At 43.6% G+C, this 20,736-nt stretch carries 15 protein-coding genes, 1 tRNA gene and 1 other RNA gene; 4 read left to right on the top strand and 13 right to left on the bottom strand.

What is annotated here, in order from left to right; genetic code table 11:
• Nucleotides 1–55 precede the first annotated feature (55 nt).
• Nucleotides 56–2,221 (top strand): gluzincin family metallopeptidase, encoded by a 2,166-nt coding sequence (locus BLQ13_RS27185; protein WP_090924805.1) that lies wholly within the window; start codon nt 56–58, stop codon nt 2,219–2,221.
• A gap of 16 nt (nt 2,222–2,237) precedes the next feature.
• A complete protein-coding gene (locus BLQ13_RS27180) occupies nt 2,238–2,981 on the top strand; it encodes a hypothetical protein (protein WP_090924804.1) in 744 nt (247 codons plus the stop codon).
• Between the two features lie 798 nt (nt 2,982–3,779).
• Here BLQ13_RS27180 and ssrA read toward each other — a convergent pair.
• The 10 genes from ssrA to BLQ13_RS27130 all read right to left on the bottom strand — a co-directional run bounded on the left by ssrA (nt 3,780) and on the right by BLQ13_RS27130 (nt 16,430).
• Nucleotides 3,780–4,144: a transfer-messenger RNA gene (ssrA, locus tag BLQ13_RS27175) on the bottom strand.
• Nucleotides 4,145–4,589: 445 nt separating this feature from the next.
• Nucleotides 4,590–5,072 (bottom strand): SsrA-binding protein SmpB, encoded by a 483-nt coding sequence (gene smpB / locus BLQ13_RS27170; protein WP_090924803.1) that lies wholly within the window; start codon nt 5,070–5,072, stop codon nt 4,590–4,592.
• A gap of 157 nt (nt 5,073–5,229) precedes the next feature.
• The gene (rnr, locus tag BLQ13_RS27165) at nt 5,230–8,022 is read right to left on the bottom strand and encodes a ribonuclease R (protein WP_090924802.1); all 2,793 of its coding nucleotides are present in this window, start codon (nt 8,020–8,022) and stop codon (nt 5,230–5,232) included.
• Between the two features lie 585 nt (nt 8,023–8,607).
• Entirely contained in the window at nt 8,608–8,841 is a 234-nt protein-coding gene (gene secG, locus BLQ13_RS27160; RefSeq protein ID WP_090924801.1) for a preprotein translocase subunit SecG, read from the bottom strand.
• 234 nt (nt 8,842–9,075) lie between these two features.
• Nucleotides 9,076–10,362: a phosphopyruvate hydratase gene (eno, locus tag BLQ13_RS27155; RefSeq protein WP_090924800.1), complete on the bottom strand. Its 1,287-nt coding sequence runs from the start codon at nt 10,360–10,362 to the stop codon at nt 9,076–9,078.
• Nucleotides 10,363–10,606: 244 nt separating this feature from the next.
• Complete coding sequence (gene gpmI / locus BLQ13_RS27150) at nt 10,607–12,151, bottom strand: 2,3-bisphosphoglycerate-independent phosphoglycerate mutase (protein WP_090924799.1); 1,545 nt, start codon at nt 12,149–12,151, stop codon at nt 10,607–10,609.
• A gap of 1 nt (nt 12,152) precedes the next feature.
• A complete protein-coding gene (gene tpiA, locus BLQ13_RS27145; RefSeq protein WP_090924798.1) occupies nt 12,153–12,905 on the bottom strand; it encodes a triose-phosphate isomerase in 753 nt (250 codons plus the stop codon).
• Nucleotides 12,906–12,938: 33 nt separating this feature from the next.
• Nucleotides 12,939–14,120: a phosphoglycerate kinase gene (locus BLQ13_RS27140; RefSeq protein WP_090924797.1), complete on the bottom strand. Its 1,182-nt coding sequence runs from the start codon at nt 14,118–14,120 to the stop codon at nt 12,939–12,941.
• Between the two features lie 149 nt (nt 14,121–14,269).
• Nucleotides 14,270–15,277 carry a type I glyceraldehyde-3-phosphate dehydrogenase gene (gene gap / locus BLQ13_RS27135; protein WP_056695277.1) on the bottom strand — a complete coding sequence of 336 codons (1,008 nt, stop codon included), beginning with the start codon at nt 15,275–15,277 and terminating at the stop codon, nt 14,270–14,272.
• Nucleotides 15,278–15,398: 121 nt separating this feature from the next.
• Nucleotides 15,399–16,430 carry a sugar-binding transcriptional regulator gene (locus BLQ13_RS27130; protein WP_090924807.1) on the bottom strand — a complete coding sequence of 344 codons (1,032 nt, stop codon included), beginning with the start codon at nt 16,428–16,430 and terminating at the stop codon, nt 15,399–15,401.
• 498 nt (nt 16,431–16,928) lie between these two features.
• On the opposite strand from BLQ13_RS27130, the gene BLQ13_RS27120 reads away from it, so the two are divergent.
• A tRNA-Arg gene (locus BLQ13_RS27120) sits at nt 16,929–17,003 on the top strand.
• Nucleotides 17,004–17,183: 180 nt separating this feature from the next.
• Nucleotides 17,184–17,780: an ATP-dependent Clp endopeptidase proteolytic subunit ClpP gene (gene clpP / locus BLQ13_RS27115; protein WP_090924795.1), complete on the top strand. Its 597-nt coding sequence runs from the start codon at nt 17,184–17,186 to the stop codon at nt 17,778–17,780.
• Between the two features lie 259 nt (nt 17,781–18,039).
• On the opposite strand, the gene BLQ13_RS27110 is transcribed toward clpP, so the two are convergent.
• The 3 genes from BLQ13_RS27110 to BLQ13_RS27100 form a co-directional block, all read right to left on the bottom strand.
• A complete protein-coding gene (locus tag BLQ13_RS27110) occupies nt 18,040–19,137 on the bottom strand; it encodes a stalk domain-containing protein (RefSeq protein WP_090924794.1) in 1,098 nt (365 codons plus the stop codon).
• Nucleotides 19,138–19,502: 365 nt separating this feature from the next.
• Nucleotides 19,503–20,255 carry an SIMPL domain-containing protein gene (locus BLQ13_RS27105; RefSeq protein ID WP_090924793.1) on the bottom strand — a complete coding sequence of 251 codons (753 nt, stop codon included), beginning with the start codon at nt 20,253–20,255 and terminating at the stop codon, nt 19,503–19,505.
• 173 nt (nt 20,256–20,428) lie between these two features.
• On the bottom strand, nt 20,429–20,698 hold the full coding sequence (locus tag BLQ13_RS27100) for an HPr family phosphocarrier protein (RefSeq protein ID WP_090924792.1): 270 nt from the start codon (nt 20,696–20,698) through the stop codon (nt 20,429–20,431).
• Between the last annotated feature and the right edge of the window lie 38 nt (nt 20,699–20,736).

Raw genomic sequence — 20,736 nt, 5'->3', positions numbered from 1 at the left:
TGGTAATAAGATTTATTACCAACGACCACATTACATTAATGGGAGAACTATATTTATGAAAAAGTCGATTGAACGAGAAATAAAACTGAGAATACCCAGTAGAGAACAATTTAATAAATTAGTAAATTGGGAAGGTGAAGAATTTGGAGGCTGGGAAGCAAATTTCAAATTATCAAGACGAACTATTCATTTGGACACTGTTTACTTTGATTTAGCCAAACACGGATTCAGCTTGTCGCTTATTCCCAATCTAAATATTGAAAATTCTAAACAAAATAAATTGGTTCTAAAACAGCAGTTATCCAAATATGACAAACAAGAACTAATTTATGAGTTTGACAACGAGGATGGACACATTAGTGAACATATAAAAAAAATCTTACCTTTTGATTTAAAAGAAACTATTGAACCAATATTCATAATAAACCAAATAAGACACAAACGTGGAATGATAGTGAATAGAAAAAGTTTATACATTAGCATAGATGAGGTACATTACCTAAACATTAAGGATATTAATGCAATTGTTGATACTCTCTTTGTCTGCGAATTAGAGAGTAGTGAAAGAATTCAGGAAGATCTTCTCAGTGTTAATGAATTCCAACCTTTAATTGAAATAATTCAAAAAAAATTTGATGCTAAGTTAAGCAACATCTCGAAATACGATTATGCAAAAAGCATATTAGATTCAGGTATATGGAAAACATCCAATCTGTATAATTCTGATGAACAATGGCAAGATAAATTTATTTATCTTAAAAATAGGTTAAACACTGCAATAACCACAGGAACTACTGACAAAGATAAAGTTAAAGAAATAACATTAGAATTAGATCATCTTGTTAACTTTAGTAAAGTAACTTATTACAACAATTTAGTAAGTGAGTTATATCGAAAAAGATTAAATCAATCTTTGGGCTTGAGAGATATCTGGTTTAAATTTATCAATTCAGAAAAAATAGAAACTTACACAGATTCAGAAGAAATAATATATCGTAAAATTTTCAATGATATATACAACAAAGATATCAATTTTGATAACATCAATGATTCACATAATAATAGCTTTAAGTTAACCAAAGAAAACTATTCTTCATTTTTATCCAGTACGGATCATACTTTAAGAAAAAATGCTTTTGAAAATTTATATAAGTCATATAACCAATATAAAAATGTAATCTCTTCCTGCTTAGATGGTATTATAACATTCAATAAGCAATCACATCTTCAATATTCCGTTACTGATGAAAGTCTGCGTAAGGAGTTACTAGAATTTATTATGCAACAAAATAACCGAAATATAAAAACTTTACATCAATATATGGAACTTCGTAAGCAAAAATTAAAATCAAATCGGTATTCGATAACTGATATTCAATTTCCGATTAATCATGAAAGTTTAAATATATCTTATAGAGATGCACAAAATATGATACTAGAAGCATTCTCAGTGCTGGATTTAACATATCAAAATCAAATCAAATTTTTTTTCTCTAAAGGATTTATTGATATTACTAATTCCAAAAACAAACGATCTGGTTCTTATCTAATAGATGCTGTAAGCCCTAACTGGCCCTTTATATCAATAAATTTTCAATCTGACTTACAAAGCCTGATTTCCTTAGCCCATGAATTAGGTCATGCTATTGCGAACATTGGCTTACCTGCAGGTCAATCGTATAGATCAGTTCCCCAGTTAACAGCCGAAATTCATGCTAGTATTTTCGAATCTATTTTTATGCATTATGTTGAAAATAATTTATCACCCAGTCTTTATTTAGATATGTACCTAGAAAAATTTAGAGCGAATTACTTCAGAAGTATGCTGCTGAGTGAATTTGAAATCTTGATTTATGAGATTAAAAGATCACAAAAAGTCACATTAAATTCTGAGGTTCTGTCTAAACACTATAATGAAATGCTTCTCAAATACTATGGTTCTAATGTGGAACTCCCTAAATTTATATCGTTAGAATGGACTAAAGTTCCTTTTTTCTACAATAACCCTAAATCTATAATTGCCTATCCCATAGCTTTCATAATTGGTGAGTTTATTGCTCAAAAAATTCTGAACAATGAATTCGATATGAAAAGTTTTCTTGAGAAAAGCTCTAGTAAAGACACATACCAACTGCTTACAGATTTTAATATTGATCTATTACAAGAGGAAATTTATCTTAACTTTTTCAATAAATTCAAAGAACTGCAAAGTAAATACTGATGAGGGGGAATATTTAATGAGTATAGAATTACAAGAAATGAACAACCAATATGAAAATATCCTTCGAGATAAAATCAGCAAATTTGGAGATATGAGTATAGGTGCACTAATTGTCCGTTTACATTTTTTAGCTCACTTAATAAAAACCTCGCAATTTCATGAAGCAACAATGAACCAAGTCCTACAAAAGGTAATTGAACAATACAATTATGAAAATTTGCCACTATCCAGTTTACAACAGTATATAACCATTGAAAAAGATGAAAAAAATGCAGGAGAAGTTTACGTTTTTGATGAAGATTACTTTCAAAAAAATTATTGTAATGCATTACCCGATGCGAGTTTCAACATTAAAAATATTAGTTCTAGAAAGGATATTTCATTACTTGAAGACTCTTTGTGGTATATTTATACAGTTAATCAAGAAAATGAATTGGTTATTTACAATTCTCCAATGACTGTTAGTGAGCTTGTTCTAAATCGCAATTCAACTACTATAAACAATGTGCAGATCGTACACCCCATACTAGTTCATAATAAAGACTTGAAAGTTAGAACTGCAGGTGAGATATGTTTTGTGAAAAATGGGGACTTACTTAAAGGAATCATTTTAAATACAAAGTCAGGCCATTATCGCCCTGACCCATTTTCATATAAGGTTACAGAGGAAATTCTAATTTCTAAATTCGACCTGAAACCTGATGAAATAATTAAAATTCCTGTGGGATTAAACAAGAATAACAATACATCCTCATTATAATATAGTGCAATGTAAAGGAAAATATTCAATCCTGTAAGCCTAGTATTAAATCCTCCTAACCACGAATCTCTATTCAGGCAAAGCGTCTTTTTTCACCTTTATATATCTGTTAAAAGGAAGTTTTTTTTATTTGTACTCCTTAACTGCTGATTGGCTCTTCGTTTCTTCTGAATTCAGCTTATCTATATAAGTTGAAGATTAAAAATCTAAAAAACGGTAAATGAATCAATAAAATCATTTATAAGTGAGAAACAATCAATAAGACAGGCAGGATATGAGATTAATAACACATAAACCACGCATAAGGAAATGCTTCTAATTCTAAATCAAATATTAAGACTCGTTGAAAACTTCAATCAAACTTACGAATAGGGTGTCTTTTCAACCCTGAAAATGCATCATTCGCCAGTTGCACCAGTTCGCTCACGAAAGATCCTCGGCAAAAACCAAAGTAGCATTGTAAAGTCATCTCCTCTTGATATAGGCTTGTAGATGGAGAAATCGAGGGCAACGTTGTTAAAACATTCTAATAAGATTGGGGGTTGTCTAGAGTTAAAAGAAATCAATCACGGAAATCTCTATATTCTGTCCAGCTAACCCTTGGCAATGTATCATTTTCGAGATAGTACGAAGTGAATGGGGATAACCAAATTCGTGTCCAATAAAGGCCGCGGTGATTCCTAGGGAGTCCAATTATGACGGGATGTACATAGCAATATTTTTTCGTGCGTTTCACGCACACATTGGTTAAAGACATAGCAAAAACGGCCACCAAATGGTGGCCGTTGCTGTTACTACTAATGGAGGCGAGGGGAGTCGAACCCCTGTCCGAAGATAACGACACATAAGCTTCTACGGGTGTAGTCACAGTTTTGATGTCACCCGAGTATCGCCCCGTAACCGGCTATACGTTGGGTCAGCCTGATTGTCTTCTTCAGCACACCCCAGGCGGAGATGTGACAGCGTATCCCACTACTTGTTAGCCCCTAGTCCTGTCACATGGGCGATGCAGGGTAGAAGCACGCACACAGTTTCTTAGGCTGCGAAAGCGTAGTTTGTTTGTTGTTTGCCGTTTAATAGGCTTTAGCGTTGATGAAGCGGACGCGTCCCCACTACCCGCTACCCATGCTCGAACTATCCCCGTCGAATCCATAAACGCCCCCTCAATGAAGAAGGGCTCCAGGATTAATCCGTGAATACGGAGCAAAGGTGCTGCACATCTAATCCCTCCAAGGTGAAAAGATGTTTCTTACATACTCGGCATTCCTGTCTGCTACATGAATAATCATATCACAGCCCGAATCACCGATATAGTGCAGATTGCTGGAAAGCAATCCAGTCTACTGAGCGCAGATGAAAGGTTATCCAAACTAGCCAACTAACCATGCCATCAGGCTCAATCGTCTACATATTATACCGCGTGACTCATCGGAAGTAAAGTTTACCCAGCTACAACCGTTGGTTTAATTAATTTACCCACCGGTGCACAAATTTACGCAATCTACAAAATGAAAAGCCTCACACTCACCCATACATAGGCAAACTGCGAGGCTCCATCGATTCCGAGTTTCTCGACGCGAATAAACATTGGCGAAACGTCGTTCTCTTTTAACGCGCAACCTTCTGCTTCTCGCGCAGTGCACGTTGGATATCACGTTGAGCATCCCGTTTCGCGGCAGTGTCACGTTTATCATATTGCTTCTTACCTTTACCCAAGCCAAGTAGCAGCTTCGCGTAGCCATTACGAATGTAAATTTTCAATGGCACGATGCTGTATCCATCCTGCTTGGATAATCCAAGCAATTTATGAATTTGCACCTTATGCATTAACAATTTACGTGTGCGTGTTGGATCAAGCGGATTATGCCGATTGCCTTGTTCAAAAGGACTAATATGCATATTGTGAATATGAATCTCACCGTTACGAATCGTAGCAAATGAGTCTCCAATGTTCGCACGACCGTTACGGATCGACTTGATTTCTGTGCCGGTTAGCACCATGCCCGCTTCATACGTATCTTCAATGAAGTAGTCATGGGAAGCCTTTTTGTTCTGTGCAAGCACTTTGTTCTGCCCATCATTCTTGCCCATGTCCTCACTCCTTCTTCGTAAAATAAACCCGTACCATGCTGTACCAGCATAGCATCCATGTTGCACCAAAAAACCTGTGCCAGACCTTAATTGTAGCAAGGACAGCTGTTAAAATCAAGAAAGAGGCGGCCTGCGCCGCCCCTTTCTGGCTTCTCACTTACTTCTTTTTCTTCCGAACAAAAGCGGCTGTCCCATTCCCGGCCCCGCCTTTGTTTTTCTTACGTTTACGGCGAGGTGCTCCGCCTTCTTGCGCGCCGCCCGGTGTAGCATTTTCACCGATAAAAATACCGCTAGGTGAGGTGTTCTTACGTTTACCTCCTCCTTTGCCACCTTTACCGCTACCGCCCTTACCGGATTTGAAGCTTCCTTCTCCACGGCCGCTACCATTGAGGCTACTTCCTTGGCTACGTTCACCTGATCCACTATCCTGACCAGCCGGGGCAGAGCTATATCCGCCTTTACCCGAACCAAAACCAAAGCTTACCGCACCTTTACCACGACTACCCGAAGCGCCTGCATCACTCGCACGACGTTCACCTTTCGGTCTGCCGCTGCCTTTACCAGCAAACCCACCTGCTGATGAGCCTGCGCTTGCTCCGGCATTTGCCGCTCCACCGCGGGCACCTTTACTGCTCTCTTCTGCCGATCTGCCACCGCGATCACGTTTACCGCCTGCACCAGCACCGCCGCCTTTACCGCCACGGCCTCCACCAAAACCACCTTTGGCTCCGCCTCGGCCGCCGCCGCTACCAGGACGACCGCCTTTACCACCGCGTCCACCACGGTCAAAACCGCCATCCCGTTCACGGCGAGGTTTCATATCGACCATTTCAAAATCAATCGTGTACTCTTCCATACTCACACGTGCTACGCGAATTTTGACTTCGTCGCCAATGCGGAATACTTTGGATGTGCGTTCACCAATCAAGGCCATATGCTGATCATCAAAATGGTAATAGTCATCTGTCAGCGCGCTAAGTCGAATCAGACCTTCTACCGTGTTCTCCAGCTCAATAAACATACCGAAGCTGGTTACGCTGCTGATGATGCCTTCGAACTCTTCGCCGACCTTATCAAGCATGTACTCGGCCTTTTTCATTTTCTCCGTATCGCGCTCAGCTTCCACCGCCACACGCTCGCGCTCTGAAGACTGCTGGGCGATATCCGACATCCGGCTTGCCAGATACTCTTGGCGATTCTCCGGTAATGCTCCTTTGTTCTCAATCACTTCACGAATGACCCGGTGAATAACCAGATCGGGATAACGACGAATCGGTGATGTAAAGTGACTGTAGAACTCAGCAGCCAGACCAAAGTGGCCAGACATCTCCGAATCATACTTCGCTTGTTTCATGGAACGTAGCATCATCGTGCTGATGACCGTCTGCTCTTTCGTACCGTTAATATCCTCCAGTAGTGATTGAAGCGCCCTTGGATGAATGGCATTGCCACGCCCTTTGACCTGGTGTCCAAAATTCGCCGCAAAAGCGAGGAAGTTTTGCAGTTTTTCCTGATCTGGGTCTTCATGCACACGATAGATAAACGGCACTTTGAGCCAGTGGAAATGCTCCGCTACGGTCTCATTGGCTGCAAGCATGAATTCCTCAATGATTTGTTCTGCAATGGAACGCTCCCGTTTCACAATATCCACCGGTTTGCAGTTCTCATCGACAATGATTTTGGATTCTTCAAAATCAAAATCAACCGCCCCGCGGCGCATACGCATCGCACGTAGCTTCAATGCGATCTCTTTCATCAGGTGGAAATCATCCACCAAATCTTTATAACGTTCAAGCAACTCCGGCTCTTCGCCTTCAAGAATTTTGCGTACGTTAGTATAGGTCATACGTTCCTTCGTTTTGATAACACTCGTGAAAATGTCGTGTTTCACAACCTTCATCTGGTCGTTAAATTCCATCTCACAAGACAACGTTAGACGATCCACCTGTGGATGCAAACTACAGATCCCGTTCGACAGACGTTGTGGCAGCATCGGAATAACCCGGTCCACGAGATACACACTGCATCCGCGGTTATATGCTTCCTGATCCAGTTTGGAGTTCTCACGCACGTAGTAACCCACATCGGCAATATGCACGCCCAGACGGTAGCTGCCATTCGGCAGTTTTTCCACGTTAACCGCATCATCCAGGTCTTTCGCATCCTCGCCATCAATCGTAACGATGTTCAGACCACGCAAGTCGCGGCGTCCCTGCTGAATAATCTCTTCATCCGTAATGGAGTCCGGTGCTTTTTCCGCTTCTTGCATCACTTCATCCGGGAAAGCTTCAGGCAGCTGGTGTTTGCGGATGACCGATAAAATATCAATGCCCGGCTCATCCTTGTGACCCAAAATCTCGATAATCTCACCCTCAGCCGCTGCACGACCTTCCGGGTAACTGACAATCTTGGCAACAACTTTCTGTCCATCTACAGCACCGGCAAAATTCGTACGCGGGATAAAAATATCACGATTAATCCGTTTATCGTCCGGAATTACAAATCCGTACACTTCGTGGCTCTGAAAAACTCCTACAACTTGTGTAATTGCACGCGTCACAATCCGTACAATTTCACCCTCCAGACGTCCACCGGACGGCCCTTGGGACGTTACTTTCACAAGCACAATATCACCATTCATTGCACTTTTCATATCATTCGCATGGATGTATACGTCCGGGTGCTCACGGTCTTCTGGAATCAGAAAGGCAAACCCCTTCGCATGCGCTTGCAGGCGCCCACGCACCAGATTCATACGCTCCGGCATACCATAGCGATTGTTACTCGTTAGCAAAATTTTACCGGATTCCTCCAGCGTATTCAGCATAATCAAAAAGGCTCTGAAATCAGCAGCATCCTCAATCTGAAAGTGCTGTTCCAACTCCTGATAAGTCATCGGTTTATAAGCGGTCTCCCGCATGAAGTCAAGCAATTGTTGTTCGGTTATCATTAGTTTTCACCTCGGGAAACGTAAGAGTATAGTCTGATCTCTTCTCTTTATGTATCGGAATTCGTGCCTTATTCGTACAGATGCCATATAGTAAAATGCGTATGATTACCGCGCCCTTACTATCTCATACCCTAGTATACACGAATTCAATCCAGCCCATCCGTAGCTACCCAAAAAAGACCCTTGGTCTCTTAGCGTTCCAAGTTAGCCGTTTGAGTCTGCTCCTTCAAACAGTTTATGCAGTATGTGATATGCCCGATCTGATTTAAATTAGCATTTAGAAAATAAGTTTCACCACAAATCTTATCTATACGTTTGAAGTATTAATCACAGGAATTTTACATCTCGCCGGGGCATACCTGCCTGAAATGGGTCTCTAAAACAGTAAGGGGGAATCGAACAGAAGTTACAAGCAAAATGCAGTATCCCTCAATTTCATGAAGGACTAGATGGCCTATATAGCAATATAAATTGGAAAACTTTGGAGCAATAAATTTCTACTAAAAAACCTCCGTTTCTGCACGAAACGAAGGTTTATCCGTTAAGCCATTGGCTTCAGCTATTCGGTTTCTTGCTGACTGCTAGTTACTTCGAAACGATCGTAACAATAACAGCCAAAATCATAAATCCTGCACCCAGTACCACCGTTGCACGTTGCAAGAAAAGATCCAATCCGCGCGCTTTCGTTTTACCGAAAAGATGTTCCGCACCACCGGAGATGGCACCCGCCAAACCAGCGCTTTTCCCGTGCTGCAGCAATACTACAGTGATTAGACCGATCGAGAAAACAACGAGCAGCAATTTCAAAGCAATATCCATTCTTTCCACCTCCTACCCATGTGGGCATAACATCTGACCATAAAAACACTTACTTTAATTGTAGCATAGCTATAGGCGTGAAACAAGTAGTACACCACACCCTATTTCCCTTAAATTTCAAAATTGGACACCAAGTATTCATGTAGCTACTACATCCACACTCTACAGCACCATATATAATCATAAAAAAGACAAGCCGGTTACCCGGCTTGCCCGAAAAGCTGTGTACACAGCTTATTTTTTGAGGTTGTAGAATCCTTTAAGACCATTGTATTGAGCAAGCTCATCCAATTGATCTTCAATGCGAAGCAATTGGTTGTATTTTGCGATACGGTCTGTACGGGAAGGAGCACCCGTTTTGATTTGACCCGCGTTTGTTGCAACAGCGATGTCAGCGATTGTGCTGTCTTCGGACTCACCGGAACGGTGGGAGATTACAGCTGTGTATCCTGCACGTTTAGCCATTTCGATTGCATCGAATGTTTCAGTCAGGGTACCGATTTGGTTTACTTTGATCAGGATGGAGTTACCGATACCTTGCTCAATACCTCTAGCAAGACGCTCAGTGTTCGTTACGAACAAGTCGTCACCAACGAGTTGTACTTTGTCACCCAATTTTTCAGTGAGCAATTTCCAACCATCCCAGTCATCTTCGGACATACCGTCTTCAATCGTGATGATTGGGTACTTCTCAACCCAAGAAGCCAGAAGGTCAACATACTCAGCGGAAGTGTAAGATTTACCTTCACCAGCCAAAGTGTATTTACCATCTTTGTAGAACTCAGTGGAAGCAACGTCCATACCCAAGAATACGTCAACACCTGGTTTGTAACCAGCTTTTTCGATTGCTTCGATAATTGTAGTGATTGCTTCTTCGTTAGAACCCAGGTTTGGTGCGAAACCACCTTCATCACCTACAGCTGTGTTCAAGCCTTTGGAGCTCAGTACGGATTTCAGGTTGTGGAAGATTTCTGCGCCTACGCGAAGAGCTTCTTTGAAGCTAGGTGCGCCAACTGGCAATACCATGAACTCTTGTACGTCGATGTTGTTGTCAGCGTGCTCACCACCGTTGATGATGTTCATCATTGGTACTGGCAATGCTTTCGCGTTGAATCCGCCCAGGTAAACATACAGTGGCAATTCCAGAGCATCAGCAGCAGCGCGAGCTACAGCCATGGATACAGCCAGGATTGCGTTTGCGCCCAATTTACCTTTGTTTGGCGTACCATCCAAAGCGATCATCAATCTGTCGATACCCAGTTGATCCAAAGCATCCATACCGATTACTTCTGGAGCGATGATTTCATTTACGTTTTTAACAGCTTGCAGAACGCCTTTACCGAGGTAACGGGATTTGTCACCATCGCGAAGCTCAACTGCTTCGTGGGCACCAGTGGATGCACCAGATGGAACGATTGCGCGTCCGATTGCGCCGGACTCCAGGTATACTTCAACTTCAACTGTAGGGTTACCGCGGGAGTCGAGGACTTCGCGAGCGTACACGTCAGAAATAATAGTCATGAGTGATAATCTCCTTTAATTTTGGATTTATTAAAAATTAGGACCACTTGTGTTTCCCCTTAGCCACTACATCAGCAGAATCGTCTTCCGATCGCTGTTATCCCCGGATTCCTTTGAACTTATTCTCATAAATTGGAATCCTAGTGATAAAGGCGAACGCTCACGCTTCTTCAGACCATTTCTGCTGCCTCCGTTCAGGGGCAAACGCCAAACTTCCCAATTTCATATATGTTGGCTGTGCAACTTACTTACGGGTAGCAATAACGGATGTTCCCGTCATCTCTTCCGGTTGTGGCAATTGCATCAGGTCAAGAATGGTTGGCGCGATATCGGCCAAAATTCCGCCTTCACGCAATGTTACATTTGGATCAGTCACGATAAATGGAACCGGGTTCGTTGTATGAGCTGTGAACGGACGTCCTTGCTCATCAAACACCATATCCGCATTACCATGATCCGCAGTGATCAGCACCACGCCGCCTTTGGCAAGTACCGCGTCTACAACGCGACCCATGCACTCATCCGTCACTTCAACCGCTTTGATCGTAGGCTCCAGCATACCGGAGTGTCCAACCATGTCAGGGTTAGCAAAGTTCAAGATAATCGCATCGTGTTTATCCGCTTCAATCTCACGGACTGCTGCATCGGCTACTTCATAAGCGCTCATCTCCGGTTGCAGGTCATACGTTGCCACCTTAGGTGAGTTAATCAGCACGCGAGTTTCGCCTGGAAGCTCTACATCACGGCCGCCGCTGAAGAAGAAGGTTACGTGCGGGTACTTCTCCGTTTCTGCAATACGCAGTTGTTTTTTGTTATTCTGTACCAGCACTTCACCCAGCGTATTGTCGAGGTTTTTAGGCGAGTAAGCCACATAACCTTCAACTGTTTCGCTGAACAACGTCAGGCACACAAAGTGCAAGCCTACAGGGAACTTCGGCCCACGATCGAAACCGCGGAAATCGGAGTTCGTGAATACTTGCGACAACTGGATTGCACGGTCGGGACGGAAGTTAAGGAAGATGACGGAATCGCCACTCTCTACCAGACCTACCGGCTCACCATCCGCTTGAACGATAACCGTTGGTTCAACGAACTCGTCAAATACGGATTTCTCATACGATTCTTCAACCGCTTTGAGTGGATCAGTGTATTTCGGTCCATCACCGTAAACGATGGCGCGGTAAGATTTCTCCACACGCTCCCAGCGTTTGTCACGGTCCATAGCGTAGTAGCGGCCTTGAACCGTTGCGATTTTACCTACACCCACTTCATCAATCTTAGCGATCAGATTCTGCATGAAGTCTTTACCACTGTCCGGCATAACATCACGGCCATCCAGGAAGGCATGAATATATACTTCATTCATTTCTTCTTTTTTAGCCAGATCCAGCATCGCGAACAAGTGGTCGATGTGACTATGTACGCCACCATCGGACAACAAGCCGTAGAGATGAAGCTTTTTACCGTTCTGTTTCGCTTCGCGCACCGCTTTGACAAGTGTTTCATTGTCATAGAACTCGCCGTCACGAATCGATTTGGAGATACGGGTCAAATCCTGATATACGATCCGGCCGGCACCAATGTTCAGGTGACCTACCTCGGAGTTCCCCATTTGTCCTTCCGGCAAACCTACAGCCTCACCGCATGCAGTCAAAGTTGTGTGTGGGAACTGGCTCATGAAACGGTCATAGTTCGGTTTTTTGGCTTGCGCTACCGCATTGCCTTCCACCGTGTTACGCAGACCGAAGCCATCCATAATGATCAGTGCTACAGGTTTTGGAGCTGTCATCTTACTTCGCCCCCTCAACAAGCGCGATGAACGAAGTCGGCTGCAAGCTGGCACCGCCAACAAGTGCGCCGTCGATGTCGCTTTGTCCGAGGTATTCTGTTACGTTTTCCGGTTTCACGCTGCCGCCGTATTGGATACGAACCGCATCTGCAACCTGCTCGTTGTACAGATCCTTCACCAATGTACGGATGTAAGCAATAACTTCATTCGCATCTTGGGATGTAGAGGATTTACCTGTACCAATCGCCCAGATTGGCTCATAAGCGATAACCACTTGAGCTGCTTGCTCAGCAGTCAGACCAGCGAAAGCTGCTTCGGTTTGCACTTTACATACGTCTTTTGTTTGGTTTGCTTCGCGCTCTTCAAGCGTTTCACCCAGGCAGAAGATTGGAGTCAATCCATGACGGAATGCTGCATGCAACTTTTTATTGACAGTCTCATCGGTTTCCGCAAAGTACTGACGGCGCTCCGAGTGACCGATAATCACGTAATCGACACCCAGTTCTTTCAGCATGATACCGCTGATTTCACCAGTGAATGCACCGTTGTCTTCGAAGTGAAGATTTTGTGCGCCGATTTTGATGTTAGTGCCTTTCACAGCTTCTACCAGGGATGGCAGGTTTGTAAAAGGTGCGCAGATTACTGTTTCTACGCCTGCGACTTCCGCTTTTCCTTTAACTTCCTGAATGAAGTCATTGGATTCGGAAACCGTTTTGAACATTTTCCAGTTACCCGCGATAATTGGTGTTCTCATTGGTTTCAACTCCTTCATGCTATAGCTTAAAGCTTACTTGTCGTTCAATGCAACTACGCCTGGAAGCACTTTGCCTTCCATGAACTCGAGCGATGCACCGCCACCTGTGGAGATGTGGTCCATTTTGTCAGCCAATTTGAACTTCTCAGCTGCCGCTGCAGAGTCGCCTCCGCCGATAACTGTGTAAGCAGATGTTGTAGCACAAGCTTCTGCTACTGCACGAGTACCGTGGGAGAATGGCTCGATTTCGAATACGCCCATAGGTCCGTTCCATACAACCAGTTTGGAGTTTTTAACTACGTCAGCGTAGATCTCACGTGTTTTAGGACCGATGTCGATACCTTCCCAATCTGCAGGAATGTCGCCAACTTCAACGATTTTTGTGTTTGCGTCCGCACTGAAATCGTCAGAGATTACGATATCCACTGGCAGGTAGAAGTTTTTACCCAATTTTTTCGCTTTTTCGATAAAGCCAAGTGCTACATCCAATTTGGACTCATCCAGCAGGGATTGACCTACTTCGTGGCCTTGAGCTTTCATGAATGTGTAAGACAAACCACCACCGATGATTACGTTGTCTGCAATGTTAAGCAGGTTGTCGATCACATCGATTTTGTCTTTCACTTTGGAACCGCCGATGATTGCTGTGAAAGGACGCTCAGGGTTGGAGATGGCTTTACCCAACACATCAAGCTCTTTTTCCATCAACAAACCGGACACTGCTGGAAGCAAGTGAGCGATTCCTTCGGTCGAAGCATGTGCTCTGTGAGCTGCACCGAATGCATCGTTAACGAATACGTCAGCGAGTTCAGCAAATTGTTTTGCCAGTTCCGGATCGTTTTTCTCTTCGCCTGCGTGGAAACGAACGTTCTCAAGCAACAATACGTCGCCATCGTTCAATGCCGCGACTTGAGCTTTAACCGCTTCACCTACGGAATCATCCGCTTTAGTAACCGGTTTACCCAGCAATTCAGACAAACGCTCAGCTGCTGGTGTCAAACGCATGGATTCTACAACTTCACCTTTTGGACGTCCCATGTGGCTCGCCAAGATCACTTTTGCACCTTTTTCGATCAGGAAGTTGATCGTAGGCAGTGTTGCACGAATACGTTTGTCATCTGTAATTTTACCATCTTCGAGCGGCACATTGAAATCTACACGGACAAATACCCGTTTTCCATTCAATTCGATATCGCGTACACTTTTTTTGTTCATCTCTATTTCCTCCGCACCCATGTATTTGGTGAACCTTTCAAGAGCTGAATCCCTTGTCAGTTCTGGTGTTCATGAGAAATTAACTAAATATCCATATATAAAGAGCGGAAACAATAACAATCTGTTTCCGCTCTATGTTATTACAGATATTACTTGATCATTTTTGCAAAGTGCTCCAATGTGCGAACCAATTGAGCTGTGTAGGACATTTCGTTGTCATACCAAGCTACAGTTTTAACCAGTTGTTGGTCGCCGACAGTCAGAACTTTAGTTTGAGTTGCATCAAACAGGGAACCGAAAGTGATTCCTTGGATATCGGAAGATACGATTTCGTCTTCAGTGTATCCGAAAGTTTGTGGATCGGAAGCTTCTTTCATTACTGCGTTAACTTCTTCAGCAGTAACTTTTTTGCCCAGAACAGTTACAAGCTCAGTCAGGGAACCAGTAGCTACTGGTACACGTTGAGCTGCACCATCCAATTTGCCTTGCAGTTCAGGGATAACCAGACCGATTGCTTTAGCAGCACCAGTTGTGTTAGGAATGATGTTTTCAGCTGCTGCGCGAGCACGCCGGAAGTCACCTTTAGGGTGTGGAGCATCCAATGTGTTTTGGTCGCCAGTGTAAGCGTGAATTGTAGTCATCAAACCTTGAACGATTCCGAATTTGTCTTGCAGTGTTTTTGCCATAGGTGCCAGGCAGTTTGTTGTGCAAGATGCGCCGGAGATTACAGTTTCAGTACCGTCGAGAATTTCATGGTTTACGTTGTAAACGATGGTTTTCATGTCGCCAGTAGCTGGTGCGGAGATAACAACTTTCTTAGCTCCACCTTTCAAGTGTTTCTCAGCAGCTTCTTTTGTTGTGAAGAAACCAGTACATTCCAGAACGATGTCTACACCCAGGTCTCCCCAAGGCAGTTCTTCAGGGTTACGGTTAGCAAGTACTTTAACTTCTTTGCCGTTTACTTTGAAGAAACCATCATGTACTTCAACATCGCCATCGAAGCGACCTTGAGTTGTATCATATTTGAGCAAATGAGCCAGCATTTTAGCGTCAGTCAAGTCGTTGATTGCTACTACTTCAATGCCCTCTACATTTTGAATACGGCGGAATGCCAAACGACCAATACGTCCAAAACCGTTAATACCTACTTTAATCATGAGTAAGTTCCTCCCAAGTTTTGATTAGTTTTTTATGAAGCTATATATTCAAGACAGACGGTAAAGTCCGTCAAGACAACAAGAGTTGTGTTCAAAATACAACCATTTCATCTCTGAAAAGTTAGATGTTTTCCATGTCAGCGACGATGACTTCGGCCGCAGCCTCATCAATAATCAGAATATCTTCCTGTCCGAACCGCAGTACGGAATGGATGGCAGCTGCCTTGCTTTTGCCGCCCGCAATGCCAATGACTACATCGGTGCGTTCGATATCCTGAAGCCGCATGCCCAGCGTAAGCATGGTATGTACCACCTCACCCTGACCATTGAAGTAATACCCGAAGGACTCCGATACAGCTCCCTGCTCCTGAAGTTCGTCAATGATCTCCGGTGCAAGCTTGCGTCTCTTCGCCATCTCCACAGCATCACCAATGCCATGAATTACGATGCGCGATTGCCTGATCAGCTGTAAAATCTCCTGAACTCCCGGGTCCTGGATCAGTGATTCATAGGCATGGTCACTAAGCAAATCCGGTACATGCAGGAGTTTGTATTGAGCCCCTGTCCGTTTTGCCATCGTGGATGCAATCGTATTTGCCTGAATTTCCAGGCTCTCTCCCAACCCGCCACGTGCTGGTACAAACCAGACACCCTTCATTGAAGTCGGTGGTGTGAGTTGTTCTGCGACTTCGGCCGTTGTTGATCCGCCTGTTACAGCGACAACGTCGTTGTCATTCATGATACTGCTGAGAGCTTTTGCTCCAGCTCTTCCAAGCTCCCTTTTGGCGTAAGGAGATATATCCGAATCACCAGGAACCACGACTACCTTTTGCAGACCGTAGGCTTGCTTGATTCGCTCTTCCAGCTCGGATAATCCAAACAGCTCTTTCGCGACAGGTTCTAATTGCTGCAGCAAATTATAACCCGCCTCGCTGATCTTCATCCCTGCACTGTCAATTTCGATAAGTCCCTGAGCCTTTAACAGATCGGTCTCAGCTCTCAGAACCCGCTCGGTCATCTGCATGGAATTGGCTAACGTTCTCCGCCCAATCACATCCGATAACATGATCTGGTGCAGAATCGTATAGCGTTTTTTCAAGACATCCATGAGATCGGGCAGAAGCTGCTTTTGCACTTCCAAGATCGTTCGCATGCTTTCCACTCCCGCAAGCTTCATGTTCCAAGCTTTCTGCATGGCCTTAAAATGTCCCGGGTTAACTTTTTAAGTCCCACGTTCATTCTACCTAAAACTGACGCGAGATGCAAGTGTTTCGATTGCTTATTTCGACAGGTTAGCAGGCGTTTGTACGCGCCTATTTTCACAACCTCTACACATCGAGATAAGGAAATGAGGATCTCATACCATATATAGAAGAAGTCCACACATAACATCTATATCTTGCTGTGCTTCATTTTCATAGGGCATGTCCAAAACCTCTAATAGCATGTACTGAAATACAAGCTTTATCCATTCTTCTTCATCATGATCATTTCCGAAACAATTCAAACCATCTTCGGAATAGCTCAGCCCATTCATGAAAGACAACGTGAGCCCATTCATCGTAAGGAAAACCACATCATGTTCATGCAAAGCAACTGCTTGCAATTCACCAGTGCATAAGCTATAATCATTATTGCTGTCACATAATTTGCGCCCGTGGTCCAATGGATATGACGTAGGCCTCCGAAGCCTGAGATCCAAGTTCGATTCTTGGCGGGCGCGCCACTTAATTTTTTAACAGCTCATAAAGCATTTAACCAACGAAACCGGAAAGGTTTCTTTTTTTTCAAACTTAGTTTGACTTTCTTTGACTTTTTGTTTGAGATTGTTTATGATGTGGTTAATACGGTAACAGTTTAAGTATAAACACCATTTAACATTTACATTTCCGAGGAGGTTTTTCACGTGAGTTATATTCCAATGGTCGTTGAACAGAGCAACCGGGGTGAGCGCGCCTATGATATTTATTCCAGATTGCTGAAGGATCGTATCATTTTCCTTGGCAGCGACGTGAATGACGTTGTCGCGAATGCCATCATGGCACAGATGTTGTTCCTGGCAGCGGAAGATCCGGAGAAAGACATTCACCTATACATCAACAGCCCAGGCGGGTCCATTACAGCTGGTATGGCAATCTACGATACAATGCAGTTCATCAAACCGGATGTATCTACAATCTGCGTAGGTATGGCGGCTTCCATGGGTGCATTCTTGCTGAATGCCGGTGCAAAAGGTAAACGTTTTGCGTTGCCAAACAGTGAAATTATGATTCACCAACCTCTTGGTGGTGCACAAGGTCAAGCTTCGGACATCGAAATCCGTGCACGCCGCATTCTGAAAATGCGTGATACCTTGAACCGCATCATCTCCGAGCGCACAGGTCAACCTCTGGAGCGTATCGAAAAAGATACAGATCGTGACTACTTCATGAGTGCTGCTGAAGCAGCCGATTACGGTATCATCGATAAAGTAATCCAAAACGTAGGCTCCCAAGGCATCTAAGCTTTAGCTGCCTGGAGACAACAAGAATAGGCGCAGAGCGTGCATCACCTGAATATAGGTGAGCACGCTCTGCGCTTTTTAATTATAACAGGCAATATCACCACCCGGTCTTGGGGTGCATTGCCTGCATAAAGCAGAAGCCCCCGTCACTCTTGCTCTGACGGAGGCTTCTGCTTTATTATTTTTCACGAATAGAAGGTATAAGTGCTCTTGACTTGAATTTAATTTATTTTATGATTTCATCTAAGCTAAAACGAACTTACTTCTCAGAAGCTACGTTGCTGAATGGTGCGGTTCCTTTAGGCAGAATATCCTTGTAAGTGAACTTGAATTCAGGGAAGCCCTCCGCATACGCGGTGTACTCATACAACTGGAAGAATACCACTGCGCCTGTTGGCGTCACGTAGAAATCCTGATCTTTGTTAAGGCCTTTGTAGTCGTTCAGGGTTCCCGCGTTCGCTTTCAGTTGCTCGCCAACCTTTTTGCTGATCGTTTCACGCATCGATTTGTTGTTTGCAATTACATCATCCAGTGTCAGCTCTTTACCTGTGTCGAGAGCAAACGTATGACCGGTGCGAGTCGTCATGCCATGTGCGCCTGCATAGTCCTCATAACGTTGAGTGATCAGACCCAGCACACCGTTCTCATTGTAAGTCACCACATAAGAAGCTTCGAATGCATATGGACGATTTGCAGTTGCTCCGCCGAATTCAGACGTTTGTTTTTTGAAAGCAGCAACAGCCGTGTCCACTTCATCTTTTAGCACTTTGTTAATCGCCGTTTCTGCCTCTTTGCTCTCCAGTCCGCTCACTTGCGGATATTGCACATCCACCTCAGCATTTTTAACGGTTACATTCGCTTTGGTCGATTTCACCTGAACGTTATTTTGTTTCACTTTACTCAGGGTCAGTGTTTTGGTTTTGGCATCCCAGCTACCTTGTACACCCAAATAATCTCTCATTGCAGAGAACGGGATGTACAAACGACCCTGGATCAACTTTGCTTCCACTTGAGGATAAAAACCATTAATATACACGTTTGGCTGTCCATCCATCAAACTAACAGTCATTGCATTGTTCGCTGCAGTTACGGTATATGACTTTGTTTTTGCATCATATTTCAATGTCCCACCTGCTACATCCTTAACTGCTGTCAGCGCCACCCATGTAGATCCACCTTGGAGCAACCCTTTTTGCGTGAGGGTTTTTCCACCTGATTTCAACGTTACTTCAGCCGGTGCAGTTACTTTGGCAGATACGGATGCTGCTTGAACCGATTGATCCATCCATGCTGTGCTTCCTCCCATAATTACACCTGCTGCCAATAATGCACTCGTCCACTTTTTCCATGTTTTCATCTAAAAAACTCCTCTCTAATATTTCATTAGGTTTAATGCGTATGTAAATTTAATTAGATTTCATAGGCCATACGCTTGCCTCTTTATTATAATTAACCCATTATCGGAAAGGTTTACAGCCCCAGTTACAATGTTGATGAAAATAGTCCAATATTCATTGCAGAAAATGAATGTTTTGTCACGAACAATGCTACAAAAAAGACATGATTCACTCTGTTCTCAAACCAGTCATGTAATCACTTTCCGGCCCCGCTTCCTCAAAGCCGACATGTGCAACAAAAAAACACGGCCCCGAAGGGCAGTGCTTTTGTCATTATTTTAAATTCTTAATATTTAATATTTTATCCCGTGAAGTGCAAAGTTCCTTACTTCATCTGATACGTGATATTCAGAACGGTGCTTACTTTGACCTGACCAGCTTCGATCTGTGTACCTGCATCTGATTCACTCTTCGCTTGCGACATGAGCTCTGATGCATAGAACACAGGAACATTAGCATCCGGCTGACTTACCGATAGAACAGTACCCAGCTGACGTTTAACCGCTTTAGCGATCGCTCCTGCTTTCACATCTGCATTAGCTACCGCCTTAGCAATCACTTCGGATTCGTATTTCTCTGGATTCTCTACTGTAAAGCGTACATTTTCAATATTATTGGCCCCTGCTTGGGAGGCTGCATCCAGCAGTTCACCAATCTTGTCCATATCACGATAAGTTACTGTCAATGTGTGATGTGCTGTGTAACCTTTAATTTTCTGTCCATCTTTTTCGCTATACGTGTAGTTTGGTTGCACGTAAAATTGACTGGTTTGAATATCATCGGCACTAATCTTCCATGTATTTTTCAGCAAATTAGTAACCTTTTGAATCTTAGCAGCATTTGCTTTCTGAGCTGACGCCGCAGTATCGGCAGTACTGTTCACACCGATGGACAGATAGGCAATATCCGGCTTCACTTGAATCTCACCTTTACCTACGACATTGATTACATTTTGCTGTACGCCCTGAACTTCGGCAGCATAAGCATAGTTTCCTGGAGCTACATAAGCCGTTCCTCCGACCAGCAACGAGCTTGCCACCAGCACTGCACCAAACGGTTTCATCCATTGTTTACCCATTACGAATAACCTCCTCATATGTTAACTTCTCAAACTTGAAGCGATTTGATACCTTAACAGACGGGACAAATTCCATAATGTTGCACTTGACAGGCCGGTTTAATAAATTTTATATAAAACGCAAAAAAGCCCCTTGCGGGACTTCTTCATGGATTGAATTGAGTTCATGAAGCTTATTGGTTCTCAAGCTCTTCCTTGCTCACCAGACTAACTAAAGCGTTTACAGCCTGATCCGCATCCGCGCCTTCAGCGCTAATATGGATTTCTGTACCTGTACTGATCGCAAGGCTCATGATTCCCATGATACTTTTAGCATTTACTTTTTTATCGTCCTTCTCGACGAACACTTCAGATGAGTACTTATTCGCTTCCTGAACGAACAGTGCCGCAGGTCTGGCATGGAGACCCGTTTTCAAACGGACAACTACCGGGTGCTTTGTCATAGAAACTTACCCCCTATTATGAAATCTGGACATTAAAT

The organism is Paenibacillus polysaccharolyticus, from assembly GCF_900102085.1.
In the GTDB taxonomy this organism is placed as follows: Bacteria; Bacillota; Bacilli; order Paenibacillales; family Paenibacillaceae; genus Paenibacillus; species Paenibacillus polysaccharolyticus.
Note: the sequence above shows the minus strand (reverse complement) of the source record. Positions and strands in the feature narration are given on the sequence as shown.

Excerpts from the sequence above, each read along its gene's own strand:
- BLQ13_RS27185 (WP_090924805.1), top strand. The coding sequence starts at position 56 with ATGAAAAAGTCGATTGAACGAGAAATAAAACTGAGAATACCCAGTAGA.
- BLQ13_RS27180 (WP_090924804.1), top strand. The coding sequence starts at position 2,238 with ATGAGTATAGAATTACAAGAAATGAACAACCAATATGAAAATATCCTT.
- smpB (WP_090924803.1), bottom strand. The coding sequence starts at position 5,072 with ATGGGCAAGAATGATGGGCAGAACAAAGTGCTTGCACAGAACAAAAAG.
- rnr (WP_090924802.1), bottom strand. The coding sequence starts at position 8,022 with ATGATAACCGAACAACAATTGCTTGACTTCATGCGGGAGACCGCTTAT.
- secG (WP_090924801.1), bottom strand. The coding sequence starts at position 8,841 with ATGGATATTGCTTTGAAATTGCTGCTCGTTGTTTTCTCGATCGGTCTA.
- eno (WP_090924800.1), bottom strand. The coding sequence starts at position 10,362 with ATGACTATTATTTCTGACGTGTACGCTCGCGAAGTCCTCGACTCCCGC.
- gpmI (WP_090924799.1), bottom strand. The coding sequence starts at position 12,151 with ATGACAGCTCCAAAACCTGTAGCACTGATCATTATGGATGGCTTCGGT.
- tpiA (WP_090924798.1), bottom strand. The coding sequence starts at position 12,905 with ATGAGAACACCAATTATCGCGGGTAACTGGAAAATGTTCAAAACGGTT.
- BLQ13_RS27140 (WP_090924797.1), bottom strand. The coding sequence starts at position 14,120 with ATGAACAAAAAAAGTGTACGCGATATCGAATTGAATGGAAAACGGGTA.
- gap (WP_056695277.1), bottom strand. The coding sequence starts at position 15,277 with ATGATTAAAGTAGGTATTAACGGTTTTGGACGTATTGGTCGTTTGGCA.
- BLQ13_RS27130 (WP_090924807.1), bottom strand. The coding sequence starts at position 16,430 with ATGCGAACGATCTTGGAAGTGCAAAAGCAGCTTCTGCCCGATCTCATG.
- BLQ13_RS27110 (WP_090924794.1), bottom strand. The coding sequence starts at position 19,137 with ATGAAAACATGGAAAAAGTGGACGAGTGCATTATTGGCAGCAGGTGTA.
- BLQ13_RS27105 (WP_090924793.1), bottom strand. The coding sequence starts at position 20,255 with ATGGGTAAACAATGGATGAAACCGTTTGGTGCAGTGCTGGTGGCAAGC.
- BLQ13_RS27100 (WP_090924792.1), bottom strand. The coding sequence starts at position 20,698 with ATGACAAAGCACCCGGTAGTTGTCCGTTTGAAAACGGGTCTCCATGCC.